General features: G+C 65.2%; 16 protein-coding genes and 1 tRNA gene. 12 read left to right on the top strand and 5 right to left on the bottom strand.

The window, feature by feature from the left end:
• Window positions 1–149: 149 nt before the first annotated feature.
• Window positions 150–226: transfer RNA gene (locus ACR9ZJ_RS14950), tRNA-Met, on the top strand.
• Between the two features lie 124 nt (window positions 227–350).
• Entirely contained in the window at window positions 351–812 is a 462-nt protein-coding gene (locus ACR9ZJ_RS14955; RefSeq protein ID WP_481288181.1) for a YccF domain-containing protein, read from the top strand.
• Window positions 813–814: 2 nt separating this feature from the next.
• On the opposite strand, the gene ACR9ZJ_RS14960 is transcribed toward ACR9ZJ_RS14955, so the two are convergent.
• From ACR9ZJ_RS14960 to ACR9ZJ_RS14970, 3 genes are all read right to left on the bottom strand, one after another.
• Window positions 815–2,299: a GGDEF domain-containing protein gene (locus tag ACR9ZJ_RS14960; protein WP_481288182.1), complete on the bottom strand. Its 1,485-nt coding sequence runs from the start codon at window positions 2,297–2,299 to the stop codon at window positions 815–817.
• Window positions 2,300–2,378: 79 nt separating this feature from the next.
• Window positions 2,379–4,226, bottom strand: a complete 1,848-nt coding sequence (locus ACR9ZJ_RS14965) for a glycoside hydrolase family 35 protein (protein ID WP_481288183.1) — start codon at window positions 4,224–4,226, stop codon at window positions 2,379–2,381.
• 85 nt (window positions 4,227–4,311) lie between these two features.
• Window positions 4,312–5,790 carry a serine hydrolase gene (locus tag ACR9ZJ_RS14970; RefSeq protein WP_481288184.1) on the bottom strand — a complete coding sequence of 493 codons (1,479 nt, stop codon included), beginning with the start codon at window positions 5,788–5,790 and terminating at the stop codon, window positions 4,312–4,314.
• 173 nt (window positions 5,791–5,963) lie between these two features.
• Between ACR9ZJ_RS14970 and ACR9ZJ_RS14975 the strand changes: the two genes are divergently transcribed.
• The 5 genes from ACR9ZJ_RS14975 to ACR9ZJ_RS14995 all read left to right on the top strand — a co-directional run bounded on the left by ACR9ZJ_RS14975 (window position 5,964) and on the right by ACR9ZJ_RS14995 (window position 11,303).
• A complete protein-coding gene (locus ACR9ZJ_RS14975) occupies window positions 5,964–6,452 on the top strand; it encodes an antitoxin Xre-like helix-turn-helix domain-containing protein (RefSeq protein ID WP_481288185.1) in 489 nt (162 codons plus the stop codon).
• Between the two features lie 355 nt (window positions 6,453–6,807).
• Window positions 6,808–9,024, top strand: a complete 2,217-nt coding sequence (locus tag ACR9ZJ_RS14980) for a protease pro-enzyme activation domain-containing protein (RefSeq protein ID WP_481288186.1) — start codon at window positions 6,808–6,810, stop codon at window positions 9,022–9,024.
• 186 nt (window positions 9,025–9,210) lie between these two features.
• The gene (locus ACR9ZJ_RS14985; protein ID WP_481288187.1) at window positions 9,211–9,774 is read left to right on the top strand and encodes an isochorismatase family protein; all 564 of its coding nucleotides are present in this window, start codon (window positions 9,211–9,213) and stop codon (window positions 9,772–9,774) included.
• A complete protein-coding gene (locus ACR9ZJ_RS14990) occupies window positions 9,774–10,772 on the top strand; it encodes a GlxA family transcriptional regulator (protein WP_481288188.1) in 999 nt (332 codons plus the stop codon). Before ACR9ZJ_RS14985 ends, ACR9ZJ_RS14990 begins: the two co-directional genes overlap by 1 nt.
• A 9-nt stretch (window positions 10,773–10,781) precedes the next feature.
• Entirely contained in the window at window positions 10,782–11,303 is a 522-nt protein-coding gene (locus ACR9ZJ_RS14995) for a 2'-5' RNA ligase family protein (RefSeq protein ID WP_481288189.1), read from the top strand.
• Window positions 11,304–11,314: 11 nt separating this feature from the next.
• Here ACR9ZJ_RS14995 and ACR9ZJ_RS15000 read toward each other — a convergent pair whose 3' ends face one another.
• Together ACR9ZJ_RS15000 and ACR9ZJ_RS15005 are read right to left on the bottom strand one after the other, a co-directional pair.
• On the bottom strand, window positions 11,315–12,466 hold the full coding sequence (locus tag ACR9ZJ_RS15000) for a GGDEF domain-containing protein (protein WP_481288190.1): 1,152 nt from the start codon (window positions 12,464–12,466) through the stop codon (window positions 11,315–11,317).
• A gap of 47 nt (window positions 12,467–12,513) precedes the next feature.
• On the bottom strand, window positions 12,514–13,155 hold the full coding sequence (locus ACR9ZJ_RS15005) for a GIY-YIG nuclease family protein (RefSeq protein WP_481288191.1): 642 nt from the start codon (window positions 13,153–13,155) through the stop codon (window positions 12,514–12,516).
• Between the two features lie 107 nt (window positions 13,156–13,262).
• Here ACR9ZJ_RS15005 and ACR9ZJ_RS15010 point away from each other — a divergent pair, with 107 nt between their 5' ends.
• From ACR9ZJ_RS15010 to ACR9ZJ_RS15030, 5 genes are all read left to right on the top strand, one after another.
• Window positions 13,263–13,541 (top strand): type II toxin-antitoxin system RelE/ParE family toxin, encoded by a 279-nt coding sequence (locus ACR9ZJ_RS15010; protein WP_481288192.1) that lies wholly within the window; start codon window positions 13,263–13,265, stop codon window positions 13,539–13,541.
• 10 nt (window positions 13,542–13,551) lie between these two features.
• Window positions 13,552–13,845 (top strand): HigA family addiction module antitoxin, encoded by a 294-nt coding sequence (locus tag ACR9ZJ_RS15015; RefSeq protein ID WP_481280647.1) that lies wholly within the window; start codon window positions 13,552–13,554, stop codon window positions 13,843–13,845.
• Between the two features lie 333 nt (window positions 13,846–14,178).
• Complete coding sequence (locus ACR9ZJ_RS15020; RefSeq protein ID WP_371022957.1) at window positions 14,179–14,694, top strand: ribosome maturation factor RimP; 516 nt, start codon at window positions 14,179–14,181, stop codon at window positions 14,692–14,694.
• A gap of 45 nt (window positions 14,695–14,739) precedes the next feature.
• Window positions 14,740–16,254 carry a transcription termination factor NusA gene (nusA, locus tag ACR9ZJ_RS15025; protein ID WP_306847367.1) on the top strand — a complete coding sequence of 505 codons (1,515 nt, stop codon included), beginning with the start codon at window positions 14,740–14,742 and terminating at the stop codon, window positions 16,252–16,254.
• Window positions 16,255–16,387: 133 nt separating this feature from the next.
• The coding region (locus ACR9ZJ_RS15030; RefSeq protein ID WP_481288193.1) for an IF-2-associated domain-containing protein at window positions 16,388–17,122 on the top strand (735 nt) is incomplete at its 3' end.

The following is a 17,122-nucleotide window of genomic DNA, read 5'->3' on the forward strand; positions in this document are numbered from 1 at the left end:
AGATGTGTATAAGAGACAGGCTCCCACCGAAGCTTTTTTGTCGCGGCTTTGCAGGTACCGGTCTCGGTGCCGCGACGAACCTTTTTCACACGAACGTAAGAAAAGGGCTTGCAAGAATCCGGCCACATCCATATACTTGCTGACTCTGATGCGGGGTGGAGCAGTCTGGCAGCTCGTCGGGCTCATAACCCGAAGGTCGTAGGTTCGAATCCTACCCCCGCTACCAGTTTTCCAAAGGCGCGAACTCCGGTTCGCGCCTTTTCTTTTGCTTGTTCGTCTAGGTATTCCGACACTTATTCCGCCGGCTTTTCGCGATTACGTTTCACACCAAGTCACCAAAGGAGCAAGGCATGAGAGCGATAGGAAACGTGTTGTGGTTCGTGATGGGCGGGTTCGTCATGGGTCTGGGGTGGTGGTTGGCGGGACTTCTCTGTTTCCTGACCATTGTCGGTATTCCGTGGGGGCGCGCTTGTTTCGTGATCGGCCAGTTCGCCTTCCTGCCGTTCGGCCGGGAAGCGATCAGCCGCCGTGAACTGTCGGGACGCGGCGACATCGGTACGAGCGGCCTCGGCACGGTCGGCAATATCGTCTGGTTCGTCTTCGCCGGCATCTGGCTGGCCATCGGGCATGTGTGCTCGGCGATCGCCTGCTTCGTGACGATCATCGGCATTCCCTTCGGCATCCAGCACCTCAAGCTGGCCGGCGTCGCGCTCGCGCCGATCGGCAAGACCATCGTCAGCAAGGAAGTGGCGGAAGCCTCGCGCCGGATGGGCGCGGAAGCGGCCGTGCTGAAGGCCCGCGGGGCGATCTGATTTCAGCCGGGTTCGAGGGCTTCGCTGCCCGAGACGTAGCGGTTACGTCCGGAACTCTTCGCGGCATACAGGGCCTGGTCCGCTTCGCGTACCAGGTTCTGCACACCCGGCGGCAGCCCCGTCGCCACCCCGATGCTGACCGTCACCCGGCCGTCGACGCCATGTGCGTGTTCTAGTTGGGCTTCGTAGATGGCGCGATTCATTCGCCGTGCGACGACCTGCGCTCCGAGCCCGTCGGCACCTGGCAACAAGGCGACGAATTCCTCGCCACCGTAACGGGCGATGAAGTCCGTCGGACGCCGTAACGTACCGGCAAGCAGGCGCGCCACGGCGCGGAGCGCCACATCCCCTTCGGGATGACCACGCGTGTCGTTGAACGTCTTGAACAGATCCACGTCGATCATCAGCACGCTCATTGGCTTGCCTTCTCGTGCTGCTTCCTTCGTGCGCTCGGCGAAGGCCTGATCGAAGGCGCGGCGGTTGGGGATGCCGGTCAATTCGTCCAGTAGCGATACGCGTTCCACCGCGGCCAGGGCATCGGACAACATATCGCGTGTGCGCGCAAACCAGAATTGCGTCTGCGTCACGCGAACGACATAGGCAAGCATTGCCAGCGCAAGCACCACGCGGCCGAACGTTCCCTGTGTCTCGCTGATGCCGAGGCTCAGCGCGAAGATCGCCGCAAGCAGCAGGCCCGGAGCGAGGCTGCCCGACAACTGGCGCGCCCAGCGGTGTCGTGTCGGTTCGAAGGGGCGGCTATGGCGCTGCGCATGCAACAGGCAGATGAGCGCCATGAAGGGGATGGTGGGCAACACGTCCGCCAGTTGCTGGAAGATGGGAAGGTTGGGATGGAGTTCGTCGTGGTTATGGACGCCGGCGGCGAGCGCATAGAGACCCAGGAAGACCGTGGTCAGCCTGAAGAAGCGGTGTTCCCGCTCTTCCGTGGCCGTCAGGCTGCGTATGACGAAGGTGATGAACAGGAAGACGTTCTCCACGTCGAAGGCGATGACGACCCAGACCATGTCTTCGTTCTTGAGGAAACCGTTGGCGTCGCGCAGGTCACGCACACCCAGATAGCAGAGGATGACCAGCAGGACGAGCAACGAGCCGTCGACGATCCGCCGTGAGAGCATCGAGGGTTCGTCGCGGGTCGAGACGGCGGCATAGAGCAAGGGCACGCCGTAACTGACGAACAGTACGTACGTGGATATCAGGTTTTCTTCGGCTCCCGAGCGGGCGATGGCATAAGCCATGCCCGCGAACCAGCAGGCCAGGCCCAGGGCCAGGCAAACCATGGTACGACGCTCATAGGTGGGAACACGCAGGCAGGCGAGTGCGGCCAGGCATGCCGCGCCCGATGCGAACAGCATGAGGTAGTAGGCCAGCTCCGGCAGGTCGCGTCCGGCGAGTGACGGGACGATGACCTGCGCGGCGGGCAGCGCCAGGCAGGCTACCGCATAACCAAGGTAACGCCTCGTCTTCCCCATGCCGCGCTCCCTCCCCCGAAAGCCATGCGTGCCGGAGTCATCCTGCCACGCTTGAAGTGCGGCCGCTATGTCATTCCGGTCACTTTGCGGCGCTGCCGAAGACGGGGTCCTTGAGCCCCGCGATCGCATGCGTGCCACCGGGTTGCATTTCGAGGACGACGATATCGTTGCGTCCTTCGTGCAACCACGACGGCGGCACGTAGAGCGTCCGTTGCGGCCCGATGTTCCAGAAACGCCCGAGGTGATGTCCGTTCACCCAGGCGTTGCCCTTGTTCCAGCCACGCATGTCGAGGAAGGTGCCCGCGACCTTGCTTACGTCGAAGCTGCCGTGCCAGAACGCCGGGCCCTGCGATGGCGCAGCTGCCTTGAACGTCAGGCCCGAGAGGTCGTCGAGGGGCAGGGGATAGACGGTCCAGTTCGTGAGGTCGTTCCCGGCCACCTGCACCGACAAGGTGATGCCCTTGTTGTCCTCTTCCATGCCGGTGCCGATGTTGATCCGGCCCATGTTCTCCACGACGAGGTCGAGGGTATCGCCCGTCTTCAGGTCCACGGGCAATTCATGTTCGAGCTTGCGCCGGTCGAGGGTGCCGGTGGGACGGCCATCGACCAGGATCGTCGCGTAGTCGTGCACGTCGTTGACGTCGAGCTTGCCCTTGGCGTCGGCGTCGAGCTTCTTGCGATAGAGGATCAGTCCATAGTCCTGGCCATAGGTTTCCATGCCGTGCGGCGTCAGGCTCGTTTGTGGCTTCGAGAGCACGGGCAAGGCATCGAGGAGTGCTACTGACTCGCTCAGCTCGAAGCGCGGGATGACGATGGTCGGCGACGACGCAGGTACCTTGGGCAACGACTCGCCCTTGGGCAGGTGGGCGGCGATGACCTTGCGCAATGCCTGGTATTTCGGCGTGATCCGGCCGGCTTCGTCGATGGGCGAATCGTAGTCGTAGCTGGTGGTGACCGGCAGGTACTTGCCGTCCTCGTTGTTCGCGCCGTTCATCCAGCCGAAGTTCGTGCCGCCGTCGACCATGTAGAGGTTGAACGAAATGCCGCGATCGAGCATCCAGCCGACGGCACCGGCCACTTCGTCGGCCGTGCGCGTGTTGTGCGGCTCGCTCCAGCGGTCGTACCAGCCGCTCCAGTACTCGCCGGCCATCCTCGGCATGCCTTGCATGAGTGGTTCCGAACGATGGAAGGCGCGTTCCGTTTTCGCCGCGTCGCCGGTGAAATTGATCACCGACAGCATCCCCGGCAAGGTGCCCCGCGCCATCCATGTGGGCCCCGGGCCGTTCGACATGAACAGCGGCAGGTCGAAGCCGGCATCGACCATCTGCCGGCGGATCGCTTCCATGTAGTCGCGATCGTTACCGACGTAACCGTATTCGTTCTCCACCTGCATCATGAGGATGGGGCCGCCGCGCGTGCTCATCAGCGGCGTGAGCTCTTGCCCGAGGCGCTTGAACCACGCCGCGCTCGCCTGCAGGAAGCGCGGGTCCAGGGAGCGCACGCGCAGGCCCGGTGTTCGCAGCAACCCGGCGGGGAATCCACCGAACTCCCATTCCGCGCATACGAACGGACCGGGACGCACGATCACGTTGAGCCCTTCCTCCTGCGCGGTACGCACGAAGGCGGCGATATCGTTGTCGCCGCTGAAGTCGAACTTGCCCGGCTCCGGTTCGCTGGCGTTCCAGAACGCATAGGTGGTGATGGTGTTCAGACCCATCGCTCGCGCCTTGCGCAGGCGGTCGCGCCATTCGGTGTGGGGAATGCGCGGGTAGTGCATCTCGCCGGAGCGGATGACGTAGGGCTTGCCATCCAGCAGGAAGTGGTCGCCCTCGATGGCGAAATGCGGTGGCGTGGCGGCCAGGGCGGAAGAGGACAGGGCCGCCGAAGCGACGAGGCAGGTCGAGAGGAACAGGCTCAGACGCTTCACGGAGGGCCTCCATCATGGGAATCGCCCGACGTTACACAGCACGTCGCTCGCGCGGCAAGCGACCGGGTCACATTCCCGGTGCCCTTCAAGGCCTGGCGGTCTCCAGCACCTTCAGGCGCTCCCGTGCATGTGCATTGGCGGGATCGAGCGCGAGTGAGCGCCGGTAGTTCTCGATCGCTTTCGAGGAGTCGCCCGCCGTCTCGTAGCCTTCGGCGAGGCTGTCCCACGCGTTCCAGCTCTTTGGCCACCGGTCCACGTTGTACTGGAACACCTCGATCGCCTGCGCGGTCTTCTTCGCCTTGAGCAGGGAGTAAGCCCAATCGTTCACCTTGCCTTCGCCGAGGTGCAACTCCGGGTGCTTCTGGCGGACCGATGCGACGGTGCCGGCGAAGTCGTGGAAGTCCGACTTTGCCAGGGCGCTTTCCAAGGCGGTCTGTGCGGCTGGTTTGCCGAGCATGTCGAGGCGGGCCTGTTCCGCCAGTACCTGCAGTTCGCTTTGCGCGCTTCCCGGACGATTGGCCAGCAGGACCACGCCGTAAGCCTCGTCGGGATAGATCTCCATGTAGCTCGAAAAACCGAAGGTGCCGCCGGAAGCGCGCAGGCGGCGCTTGCCGTCGATGGTCTTGTCCACCTTCCAGTTGTACGCGACGGCTTCGCCTTCGGGATCGCCCCAGGCCACGCGCTGGCTGAGCGCGATGGCGGGGTCGGTGCCATTCAACTCGGCGAGGATGAAGCGCGCCATGTCCTGTGTGCTGTAGCGCAAGCCACCCGCGCTGGTGACATAGGGGGCGTCGAGCGGTGGAAGGGCACGGTGTTCCGCGTCGTAACCGACCGCCAGGCTTTCGTCGCGCGCATGGCCCACGCCCCGGCCCATGCCGAAGGGCTTCTCGATATGGCGGTCGAGCAACACCTCGTAACTGGCCCCGAAGGCTTTCTCCACCGCCACGGCCAGGAGGATCGAGGCGAGGTTGGAATGCCTGGGCATCGTGCCCGGTCGTGCGGAAAGCCGGGCGGTCGTCAGGTCCGCGAACATGCGCGTCCGGTCGTACCTGGCCAGGGCCTCCGTCGCGACGAACGGCACGCGATCGGGCGATGCGTCGGCGACGAGCTGGCCCATGTCCGGGAGATTGTCCGGAAGCGCCGATGTGGTGTCGGCGAGGTCGACGAGGCGGATCGGCGTGCCCTGGTAGACCAGGTTGGGGTAGGGGCCGGGAAGATAGCGGCGCAGGTCGTCGTCCGGCTTCGCGCGGCGCTGGATCACGGCCTGTGCCAGCAGGAGCGAGGTGAAGACCTTGGTGATCGATCCGATCTCGTAGACCGTCCTCTCTGTAGGCGAGGCAGCCTTTCCCGGCACCAGCGCGCCGAAGTTGTAATAGCGCACCTTGCCATGATCGACGACGGCGATGGAAAGGGCGTCGGTCTTTCCGGCGTCGACGAAGGCCTCGCCCAGCCGTCCATAGGCGCGATCCATGGCCGCCGGATCGATCGGTGGAGTGGACCGCGCGTCGGCGGCTCCGCAGACGACGAGCAGGGACAGCGAGGCGAGCAGCGGCAGGCGCGGCATGGGGCTTCCCTTGGCGATGGCGGTAGGACCATTTGCGGCGGATCGGCGTGTCCACGCAATGTCCCATTGGTCATGTCGATGGGCGATGCGAGGTTTGCTCCTCGTCCTGAATTCTCACGACCCTTGTCACACGGTATGTCACCGTGTGACCCGTGAGTTCAACGGAGAAGGCGATGATGGGTACCAGGGAAGGCGAGGAGTTGGTGAAGGCTTTCTGCCTCGACGTGGCCTGCGCGGCGCCCATGGAGCGGATCGACAGGGTGCGCCGCGGTATCGCGCCGGTATGGGTGAAGCGCCTGGCCAGGGCCATGCGTATCGCGGACGAGCACCTCGTGCTGTATCTCGGCCTGGATCGCCGGGCGATGGCGAGGCGGGTGGCCGGGGGTGAGCGCCTGGATCCGCACGACTCCGAAGCCATCGTGGCGACGGCGAAACTTCTCGGCGATACGTTCCTGGCGCTGACCGCTGGTGGCCAGACCGTGCAGTACGTTCACATCGCCCGGCAGCTCGGCATGTGGTTGCGCACGCCGACGCCGGACCTGGATCACCAGGCACCCATCCAATACCTGGATGTGACCGAGGGGCGTGAGCTGGTCGCCCGCTTGTGGGTCGGACGCTACACCTCCGGGGGCGATGGCAGGTCCGCCGATCCTTCGGCCTGATGCCCTTTACGCAATAACTTGCGAATGGCTTCGCCCGGGCGGGTAGTCCGTTACGCCTGCGTCGGGCATGCCGCGGTCTCCATTTCTCATCCGATTCTGCGGGGCACGTCACGGACAGGGCTTTCCGGCATGCCCCACAGCCACCGGGAAAGCCTGACGAAAGCTTCCCACCTCCATTGCTCGACCCTGCAGGGGGAGCAACGGGCGGGACGGTGGGGGAATTCGCGATTTCCTGCGATGCACGCAGCAGGGGTCCGTCTGACCGGCGGGGAAGATGCCGCTTAGCCATAACGCCAGCAGTGTCAGGGCTTCCGCCTTGGCGGAAGCAATCTACGGGCTAATGGAAGGATCAATCATGAAGATCGATGCATTTGCTTCAGGGATCACGCGCAAGACGGTACTGACGATGGCGATCGCGCTGGCGATGCCGTCCCTTTCCGCGCATGCGGAGGATGCGTGGGTATCCACGCACACGAGGGCGGCGATGCTACCCGTGGCGGCGACGCAGGCGGCCGCCACCGGCTACGCGCTCAACATGACCGGCTCCCCGCATATCGACGGCGCGGCGGTGACGGCGATGGCGGCGGACCAGCCACTGCACGTTACCGTCAGCCTCAAGCTGCGCAATCCCGACCAGTTGCAGGCTTTCCTGGCCGGCGTCACCACGCCGGGCAATCCGCTGTACGGCAAGTTCCTCACGCCGGACCAATTCAAGGCGCGTTTCGCGCCGACCCAGGCGCAGGTCGACGCGGTCGTCGCGCACCTGCGGCAGGCCGGTTTCACGAATATCGACGTGGCGCCCAACAACCTGCTGGTCTCCGCCGATGGCACCGCGGGTACGGCGACCAATGGCTTCCATACATCGATCAAGCGCTTCAACGCGAACGGACACGAGTTCTTCGCCAACGACACGCCCGCGCTGGTTCCGGCCGCGCTCGGCGATTCGGTCGATGCCGTGCTGGGCCTGCAGAACGTGTCGGTGAAACACACGCTGCACCACGTGTACAAGCCCGAGAACGTGACCGTGCCCGGACCGGCGTCGAGCACGCTGGCCACCGCGGCCGTCACTTCACACAACCCGCAGGACTTCGCCGCCATCTACGGTGGCTCCAGCGTGCCGGCGGCGACCAACACCGCCGTGGGCATCATCACCTGGGGTTCGATCACGCAGACCGTCGCCGATCTCAACAGCTTCACGTCCAGAGCCGGCCTCGCCACGGTGAACTCCACCATCACGAAGGTCGGCAGCGGCACGTTCGCCAACGATCCCGACTCCAATGGCGAATGGTCGCTCGACAGCCAGGACATCGTCGGCATCGCCGGTGGCGTCAAGCAGCTGATCTTCTACACCTCGGCGAACGGCGATTCGAGTTCCAGCGGCATCACGAACGCGGGCATCACCGCGACGTTCAACCGTGCCGTGACCGACAACATCGCGAAGCTGATCAACGTCTCGCTCGGCGAGGACGAGACGGCCGCGGAGCAATCGGGTACGCAGGCCGCCGACGACGCCATCTTCCAGCAGGCCGTGGCCCAGGGGCAGACGTTCTCGGTGGCGTCCGGCGATGCGGGCGTATACCAGTGGTCGTCCGACCCCGTGTCGGGTTCCCCGGGCTACGTGGCCAATTCCGCGGGCACGGTGAAAATCGACCTCACCCATTACTCGGTGAGCGAGCCGGCCAGTTCGCCCTATGTGATCCAGGTGGGCGGAACGCAGCTGTCCACCAGCGGCACGACGTGGAGCGGCGAAACGGTGTGGAACGAAGGCCTGTCCGCCATCGCACCGAGCCAGGGCGACAACAACCAGCGCCTGTGGGCGACGGGCGGTGGCACCAGCCTGTTCGAGACGGCGCCGTCGTGGCAGTCCTCGGTCACCAGCTCGACCAAACGCGTCGGTCCCGACGTGTCGTTCGACGCCGCCTCGTCCTCCGGTGCGTTGATCGTCGTGAACGGCACGACGGAACAGGTGGGTGGCACGAGCCTCGCCTCGCCCTTGTTCGTGGGTGCGTTCGCGCGCATCGAATCGGTGGCGAACAACGCCATCGGCTTCCCGGCCTCGAAGTTCTACCAGGCCTTCCCGACGCAGACGTCGTTGTTGCACGACGTGACCTCCGGTAACAATGGCTACCAGAGCCATGGCTACACCGCGGCCACCGGTTTCGACGAGGCGACCGGCTTCGGCAGTTTCGACATCGGCAAGCTGAACACCTATGCCCAGGCGAACTGGGTGAGCGGTGGGGGCACGACGCCGCCGCCCACCAACGTGTTGCAGAACGGCGTGGCGGTGACGGGCCTGGCGGCGGCGCAGAACGGCAAGCTCAACTACACCGTGGCGATCCCTTCGGGCGCGACCAACCTGAAGATCGCGATCTCGGGCGGCACAGGCGATGCCGACCTGTACGTGAAGTTCGGCTCGGCGCCTACCACGTCGAGCTACGACTGCCGCCCGTACATCACGGGCAACACGGAAAGCTGCTCGTTCTCCTCGCCGCAAACCGGCACGTACTACGTGATGCTCAACGGCTATACCGCGTTCTCCGGCGTGACCTTGAAGGCGACGTGGACGAACTGATCGACGCATAGGCAACACGGTGGAGGAAGGCGCCCGCTTGGAAGAGCGGGCGCCTTTTTTGTGCGAGCTCCCACCAGGGCTTTCCCGTGCCCATGGCGTGAAATGTCCGGTCCGCGTCCTGGCGCGGCCTGTCGGTCGGGCTCGGCGAAGCGGAAACTGGCGTTCTCTTCCTGAAGGAAAACCGCCATGTCCCTTGCCGATACCGTCTTGATCGTCATCGACGCCCAGGAGTCCTTTCGCCATCGCCCCTACTGGCGCGATGAGGACGTGGCTGCTTATATTGAGCGGCAGCAGGCCCTGGTCGATGGGGCGAAGCGGAGCGGGATTCCCGTCGTGCAGATATTCCATGTGGAAGAAAACGGGGTGTTTTCCGAAGCGTCGGGTTTCGTCACCACCCTGGCGCCGCTCCGTGTCGAGGCGGACGTCACGTTCCGCAAGCGCCGCCATAGTGCGCTGGTGGGTTCGGGCCTCGATGTCTGGCTGACGATGCACGGTACCCGGCGGCTGATCGTTTCCGGTATTCGTACCGAACAGTGTTGCGAGACCACCACGCGCCACGCCTCCGATCTCGGCTACGACGTCGATTATGTGGGCGAAGCGACGCTCACGTTTCCGATGGCCGACGTGGAGGGACGCGAGTGGAGCGCGGCCGAAATCCGGGCTCGTACGGAACTGGTGCTCGCCGGCCGTTTCGCGCGGATCGCCACGGTCGAGGAGGCGCTGGCGGGGATGCCGCGCGTAGCCGCCTGATGCCAGGACCCTCGCCACGCCAGATACCGGTCTACGTGGTGGTTCCGCCGCGGGTGTTGCTGTTGGATGTCGCGGGACCGATCGAGGTATTGCGCAGGGCGAACCTGGAACAGGAAACCGTTCGCTTCGACATCACCTATGTCGGTCCCGCGCGCACCGCAGGCAGTTCGATCGGCCTGGATGTCACAGGTATCGTGGCCTTGCCTGCACGTATCGCGGAAGGCGCGCTCGTCGTGGTTCCCGGCGCGGCGGATGTTCCGCTCGGCACCGTCCGGACGACGGCCGCGCAGGACGATGCGAGTGAAGCGTCGATTGTCGCGTGGCTGCGCAAGGTGGTGAAGCCCGGCATGCGCGTGGTTTCGATCTGCTCGGGCGCCTTGCTCGTGGCCCGCGCGGGCCTGCTCGACGGCTACGAGTGCACGACGCACCACGGTTGCACCGCACAGCTGACGCATGCCGCACCGTCCGCCCGCGTGCGGGAAAACCGCCTGTACGTCGAGGATGGCGAACGCCTCACCAGCGCGGGGATCACCGCGGGCGTCGACCTGATGCTGCACCTGGTGGCCACCCTGGCCGGGCCGCCCGTGGCGCTCGCTGTCGCGCGTTTCCTGGTGGTCTACCTGCGCAGGGCCGGTGGCGATCCTCAACTCTCTCCGTGGCTGGAAGGGCGTAATCACATGCATGCCGCGGTCCATCGCGCGCAAGATGCGGTAGCGGCCGATCCGGCGCGCGATTGGTCCGTGGGATCGTTGGCGTCGGTCGCCGCGTCGAGTCCACGGAACCTGTCGCGCCTGTTCAACGAGCACACGGGCATGAGCGTCACCGACTACGTGAACCGCATGCGCGTCGCCCTCGCTCGGGAGTTGCTCACGGGGTCGCGCCTGGATATCGAGGCCGTGGCGGAAAGGGCCGGGTTCGGCTCGTCGCGCCAGTTGCGTCGCGCATGGGCACGCATGAACGACCTGCCGCCGAGCCGGATGCGCGAGGTCGAGGTATAAAATGCGTTCATGAGCCGCACCCTGCTTGCGTTGATGGTTCCGGAAGCCGAACCCCTGGTCGGCGATTTGCGCGCGCGACTGGACCCTGCGGCACAGCGGGGGCTGGGTGCCCATATCACGCTCGTTTACCCATTCGTCGACAGCGACACCATCGACGAAATGGCGATGGAACGATTGCGCGATGTCGCGCGGGCCCATGCCCCGCTGTCGTTCCGCCTGGACTCGGTGCGGACGTTTCCCTCGACCGTCTGGTTGAAGCCATCGCCCGGGGACGCCATCGTGGCGCTTGCGGCCGCACTGGAGGCGGCGTTTCCCCAACGGCCACGCGATGGCAGGGCGTTCCCCGATTACGTGCCGCACCTATCGGTGGCCAGGAACGTTCGCGGCGATCGTGCCGTCATCGTGACGACCTTGGAAGACCGGTTGCACGCGAGCGGTCCGATTCCATGCGTCTGCCGTGGCGTCCACGTCATGCGGCGCACCTCTGATGCATGGCACAGCCTGGCGTCTGTTCCCCTCGGGACATCCTGACCGCGTTCCGGTCAGGCCATTTCCACGCGGTTGCGGCCGGCGTTCTTCGCACGATAAAGCGCTTCGTCCGCCGCCTGGATCAACTGGTGCACCAGCGTATCGCTGGAGGCGCACACGCCCACGCTGGTGGTGAAGGCGATGCTGGCATCGGAATATGGCGCGGGCGCCTCGGCCACGCGCATCCGTAGCGCCTCGGCGAGGCCGGCGGCGTCGCGAGGGTCCATGCCGGGAACCAGCAACAGGAATTCCTCGCCGCCGTAGCGGGAGAAGAGCGAGTGCGCGGGCAGGCCACCCGAGCGGATCACCTCGGCGAAATGCTTCAGCACCGCGTCGCCGCCGGCGTGACCCCAGTGATCGTTGATGGCCTTGAAGTTATCCAGGTCGAAGAGCAGCGCGGCGTTCGGATAGCCGCGGCCCGATGCCAGTTGTCGGTTGGATTCCCTGAGCAAGGCCGAGCGGTTCAACAGGCCGGTCAGGCCATCCACCTCCGCCGCATGCCTGAGGTCGTGGACCAGCCGCTGGGCCAGCATCAAGGTGAACCCGGTGCTGAGCAGGAAGGTGCAGAGGATGCCGAACAGGTAATTCGAGGTGGTCAGCACGGTCGCCAGGAGGACGTGCGATTCCATCTCCGGGTGCAACGAAACCGCGCCCCGCGCGAGATAGAAGAAAGTGTCGATGACGAAGATCATCGCGGTGAAGGCGGCGCTGGTGCGCAATTCGCGCGGCGCACGGAAGAGCAGCAGCCAGATCATCCACGCGTCCCATACGATGCTCTTGGCACCGAATACCGCCGCTTCCACCGCCTGCGGTGGAGGCGCCAGGAGGAAGCCGACCTGGATGGCCAGGAAAAGGATGATGACGAGCGCTGGCCAGCGCCAGCGCAGCGGCTGCCCGATATGGACGGCTATGCCAAGCACCATCGCGCCATTGGCCAGGGCGATCGGGACACTTCCGACGATGGCGGACAGGAAGGTCGACTTCTCGTCGTAACCCTCGGCGAGGCCCGCCGCGGTGAGCAACCAGAAAGCCGCCGCCCAGATGTGCAGTGCGAGCATCCCGCGCAGCACCAGGCTGAGCAGGGTGAAACTCAACGCGATGGTCACGCCCACCGCCAGGCCGATGACGCCCAGCGTGTGGACGTCCAGCCCCGATACGCCGTCCATTCCCCGATCCCCCGTTCGCCCCCGGGGCCATTCTAGGCCCAGATGGGCTAAAGGCGGCCGTCGCCGAAAAGGCGGCGATGAGCGCCATGGTCGTACCAGTGGGTGACGGCGGCGGGGACCAGCGACCGCATGTCGATCCCGGCCGCTTCGAACATGGCCCAGGTGTCCAGCAAGGCCTGGCCGAGACGCGTGGCACCCGGATCGTCCGGGGCATTGTGACGGGCCCAGTCGAGCGTCTCGACGATGCGCAGCGACCAGTCGTGGAGCAGGTCCGCGCGGGTCATGAGATGGGCGTGGAGCCAGGGCCGCAGGCCGTCCTGCAACACCAGGCCTTCCTCCACCGCGATGCGCCGTAGCAGGCCGGTCACCTCGGGGTGAGCGCCCCGATACCATTCCGTATGCCCGCCCGCCGTGGCCGGCACCACCAGCGGGGCCATGGCGTGATAGTCCGTGAAGGCGCCGATCAGGCGGCGCTCGATCCGCCGGGCCACGGCGACACGCTCGGCATCCACCAGCAAGCCCCGGTCGAGGTCGAAGAACTCGAAGAAGCGCCGGTGCAGGGTGCTGAACCGGGTGAACGGGTCGCGCGAGAAGCCCAGCTTGAGCAGGTCCTCGTCCCGGCACGGCACCACGTAGACGTAGGCGCGGCCTCGGGAGGCGAATCGGGGGTAGGGCGCTTCGTCGGTCATATCGAGAAGGTATGGCTTCGGCGCACGCAGAGGAACGGGCCGAACCGGCATATTCATCGAGCAGGGTGAGATATGTTCGCTTATCGACATTCGATAAGCGATATGCCATGATCATTTCGTTCGTAGGCAAGGATGCGGCTTTGCTCTTCGCGGGATACCGCGTCCGCCGATTCGTGGCTATTGAAGCAGTGATTCGACGAAAGCTCGCCCAATTGCATGCCGCGACTACCTTGGATTTCTTACGGGCTCCCCCAGGGAACCGTCTGGAGGCTCTGCGAGGTAATCGCGACGGGCAGTTCAGCATCCGGATCAACGACCAGTTCCGGATCTGTTTTCGTTGGCGTGACGGCGACGTGAGCGATGTCGAGATCGTCGACTACCATTGAGGTGAATGCCATGACGAAGAAGCTCCCGCCTGTCCATCCCGGCGAGGTGTTGAGGGAGGAGTACATGTTGCCCCTGGGCCTGTCCAGCAACGCGCTCGCGCTCGCCATCGGCGTGACCGCCGCACGCGTAAACGAGATCGCCAAGGGACGCCGCGGCATCACCGCCGATACCGCGCTAAGGCTGGCCCGCTATTTCGGGACGGATGCCCGCAGCTGGATGAACCTGCAACAGAATTACGAACTGGAGTGTGCGGAGCGGGACCTTGGTGAGGCCTTGTCCGCCATCCGGCCACGGGCGGCATGACGGGGCCCCGGGGCCCGGTTGTGAATGCGCCGGCCAACTTGCATGAACGGACAAAAATGCGATAGAATTCGTGAATCTTAAGTGGCGTTGACGGCGGTTTCGACCTTTCGTCGAGCGACGCTTCAAGGAACTTTCTTTTTACAAGAAAGCCTCCTCGTGAGGCTTTTTTGTTGGGCGCAAGGAGGCTCCCTGCGACACACTGTGAGCGCCGTCAGGGCATCGCGGGGGGCGCTGGAGGAAAGTGTCGGGATACATCGGCGACGAAAGGAATGGGCCGTTCGCGCCCTTTTTTTGTTTCTGGCGACCGGAAAAACCGCAAAAACCGCAGGTAACGTGGATACCAACGCACTTTCACAGCGATTCTCGGACATCGTGGCCGATCTCGGTCTCGAGGTCCTCGGCATCGAATTCATCCCGTCCGGCGGGCAGAGCACCCTGCGCGTCTATCTCGACGTGCCCGGTGGCGAGCGCGAGGTCACGGTGGAGGACTGCGAGGCCGCGAGCCGCGAGTTCTCGGCCTTCCTGGACGTTGAAGATCCGATCCCCGGCAACTATGTACTGGAGGTCTCCTCCCCTGGCATCGACCGCCCCCTGTTCACGGCCGGGCAGTTCGCCCGCGTGGCCGGCCAGGAGGTCAAGGTGCTGCTGAAGGCCCCGATCGAGGGGCGCCGGCGACTCAAGGGCAACGTCGTTGAAGTGAACGGCGAGCAGATTGTGGTCGAGGGCGAGGCCGGCAGATTCGAATTCGAGCATGCGGACGTCGAAAGCGCCCGCGTGGTTCCCGACTGGGTGGCCCTCGGCTATGCGCCGCAGCCGAAGCCCACGCCGGGCGGAAAGAAACCCAAATAACGAAACGACGGGATGCCGCGGGGCATCCTTACGGGAGTAGCGGCAATGAGCAAAGAACTTTTGCTGGTAGTTGACGCGGTCGCCAACGAAAAGGGCGTACCGCGCGAAGTCATTTTCGAAGCCATGGAAGCGGCGCTGGCCTCGGCTGCCAAGAAGCGCTACCCCGATGAGGATCCCGACATCCGCGTCGAGATCGATCGCAACACGGGCGACTACGAGACCTTCCGTCGCTGGGAGATCATCGCGGACGACGGCGAGATGGAGGACCCGTCCTTCCAGATCCGCCTGATGGACGCGCAGGATGAAGCGGGCGAGGACGAAGTGGCCGAGGTCGGTGGCTGGATCGAGCACCAGATCGAGAACGCCGAGTTCGGGCGCATCGCGGCCCAGGCGGCCAAGCAGGTGATCGTGCAGCGCGTCCGCGAGGCCGAGCGCCAGCAGGTGGTCGACGCCTTCGCCGATCGCGTGGGCGAGCTGGTGACGGGTATCGTCAAGCGCGTCGAGCGCGGCAACGTCTACCTCGACCTGGGTAGCAACGCCGAGGCGTTCATCCCGCGTGACAAGACCATTCCCCGTGAATCGGCCCGCGTGGGCGACCGCGTGCGCGGTTACCTCTATGAAGTGAAGTCGGAAATCCGTGGTCCGCAGCTGTTCGTTTCGCGCAGCGCGCCGGAATTCATGATCGAACTGTTCAAGCTCGAAGTGCCGGAAGTCGGCCAGGGCCTGGTGGAAATCAAGGGTTGCGCCCGCGATCCGGGCGATCGCGCCAAGATCGCCGTCGTGGCGCACGACAGCCGCACCGATCCCATCGGTGCCTGCATCGGCATGCGTGGTTCACGCGTGCAGGCCGTGTCGAACGAGCTCAACGGCGAGCGCGTCGACATCATCCTGTGGCACGAGAACCAGGCCCAGTACGTCATCAACGCGATGGCGCCGGCCGAAGTGCAGTCGATCATCATGGATGAAGAGAAGCATTCGATGGACATCGCCGTCGCCGAGGACAAGCTGTCCCAGGCGATCGGCCGCGGCGGCCAGAACGTGCGTCTCGCCAGCAAGCTCACCGGCTGGCAGCTCAACGTGATGACGCAGGACCAGGTCACCGCCAAGAGCGAGGCCGAGCAGGCCGCCGCCCTGGCGCTGTTCCAGGACAAGTTGGAAGTGGACGAGGAAATCGCCAGCATCCTGGTGCAGGAAGGCTTCTCGTCCGTGGAAGAAATCGCCTACGTGCCGAGCGCCGAGCTGCTGGCGGTCGAAGGCTTCGACGAGGACATCGTCGAGGAACTTCGCGCCCGTGCCCGCGACGCCCTGCTGACCGAGGCGCTCGCCGCCGAGGAAGGCGTGGAGGAAAACGCTCCGTCCGAGGAACTGCTCGGGATGGACGGCATGGACGAAGCGACCGCCTTCGCGCTGGCGGATCGTGGTGTGAAGACGCTCGACGACCTGGGCGACCTCGCCGTCGACGAGCTCATCGATATCGAAGGCATGACCGAGGAGCGCGCATCGCAGCTGATCATGGCTGCGCGCGCCCCGATGATCGCCCGCCTGGAGAAAGGTGGCTGAGCGCGAGACCGGAAGCGTCCTGGACGGGCGCCTCGAGGGAGGCCATGAGGTCTCCCGCCATGGATGGAGGCAGCCGTACGGGTCATCGTCGGCACGTAGGGTTACGCGCGGGAACGGCGGAGAATAAATAACGATGTCGGACGTCACAATCAAACAACTCGCCCAGCAACTGGGTTTGCCGGTCGACAAGCTGCTTGGGCAGCTTGGCGAAGCCGGAATGAAATTCTCCGATGCGGAGCAAGTCATCAGCAGCACTGAAAAGTTCAAGCTGCTCGGCTTCCTGCGTCGCACGCATGGCAAGAACGACGCCGCTCCCGAAGCGGACGAGTCGGCGCCGCGCCAGATCACGCTCAAGCGCCGCACCGTTGGCGAGCTGAAAGTGAACTCCGGCACGGGCCGGGGCGCTGGCGCCGCCAAGACGGTCAACGTCGAGGTCCGCACCAAGCGCACGTACGTCAAGCGCAGCGCGATCGCGGAAGATGCCGCGCACGAGCCGGAGCGCGAGGAAGCCGCGCGCAAGTTGGCCGAGTCGCACGCCCAGCGCGAGCACGAGGAATCGGCCCGCCGCGAGGAAGCCGAGCGCCGTGAACAGGCCGAGGCGGCCCGTCGCGAAGCCGAGGCCGAAGCGCGCCGCCAGGAAGAGGCCGCCGCGGAAGCGCGTCGCCACGCCGAGGCCGAACAGGCCGCGGCGGAACGTGCACGCGCCGAGCAGGCACAGGCTCCCGCGGACGCTCCGGTGGCGGCGGTCGAGGCATCCGCACCGGCAGCCGCCGCGTCCGGCAACGACGATGGCGTGACCCACCAGACGGGCAAGCTCGATACGCGCTCGCTCGGCATGATCCTGCCGCGTATCCACGAGCCGCGTAAG

The organism is Luteibacter sp. KNZ12-1A, from assembly GCF_056755675.1.

Bases quoted from the DNA above. Each gene is read 5' to 3' on its own strand.
- ACR9ZJ_RS15005 (WP_481288191.1), bottom strand. From the start codon at position 13,155: ATGACCGACGAAGCGCCCTACCCCCGATTCGCCTCCCGAGGCCGCGCC.
- nusA (WP_306847367.1), top strand. From the start codon at position 14,740: ATGAGCAAAGAACTTTTGCTGGTAGTTGACGCGGTCGCCAACGAAAAG.
- ACR9ZJ_RS14990 (WP_481288188.1), top strand. From the start codon at position 9,774: ATGCCAGGACCCTCGCCACGCCAGATACCGGTCTACGTGGTGGTTCCG.
- ACR9ZJ_RS14960 (WP_481288182.1), bottom strand. From the start codon at position 2,299: ATGGGGAAGACGAGGCGTTACCTTGGTTATGCGGTAGCCTGCCTGGCG.
- ACR9ZJ_RS15000 (WP_481288190.1), bottom strand. From the start codon at position 12,466: ATGGACGGCGTATCGGGGCTGGACGTCCACACGCTGGGCGTCATCGGC.
- ACR9ZJ_RS14970 (WP_481288184.1), bottom strand. From the start codon at position 5,790: ATGCCGCGCCTGCCGCTGCTCGCCTCGCTGTCCCTGCTCGTCGTCTGC.
- ACR9ZJ_RS15010 (WP_481288192.1), top strand. From the start codon at position 13,263: ATGATCATTTCGTTCGTAGGCAAGGATGCGGCTTTGCTCTTCGCGGGA.
- ACR9ZJ_RS14980 (WP_481288186.1), top strand. From the start codon at position 6,808: ATGAAGATCGATGCATTTGCTTCAGGGATCACGCGCAAGACGGTACTG.
- ACR9ZJ_RS14985 (WP_481288187.1), top strand. From the start codon at position 9,211: ATGTCCCTTGCCGATACCGTCTTGATCGTCATCGACGCCCAGGAGTCC.
- ACR9ZJ_RS15015 (WP_481280647.1), top strand. From the start codon at position 13,552: ATGACGAAGAAGCTCCCGCCTGTCCATCCCGGCGAGGTGTTGAGGGAG.
- ACR9ZJ_RS14955 (WP_481288181.1), top strand. From the start codon at position 351: ATGAGAGCGATAGGAAACGTGTTGTGGTTCGTGATGGGCGGGTTCGTC.
- ACR9ZJ_RS14975 (WP_481288185.1), top strand. From the start codon at position 5,964: ATGATGGGTACCAGGGAAGGCGAGGAGTTGGTGAAGGCTTTCTGCCTC.
- ACR9ZJ_RS14995 (WP_481288189.1), top strand. From the start codon at position 10,782: ATGAGCCGCACCCTGCTTGCGTTGATGGTTCCGGAAGCCGAACCCCTG.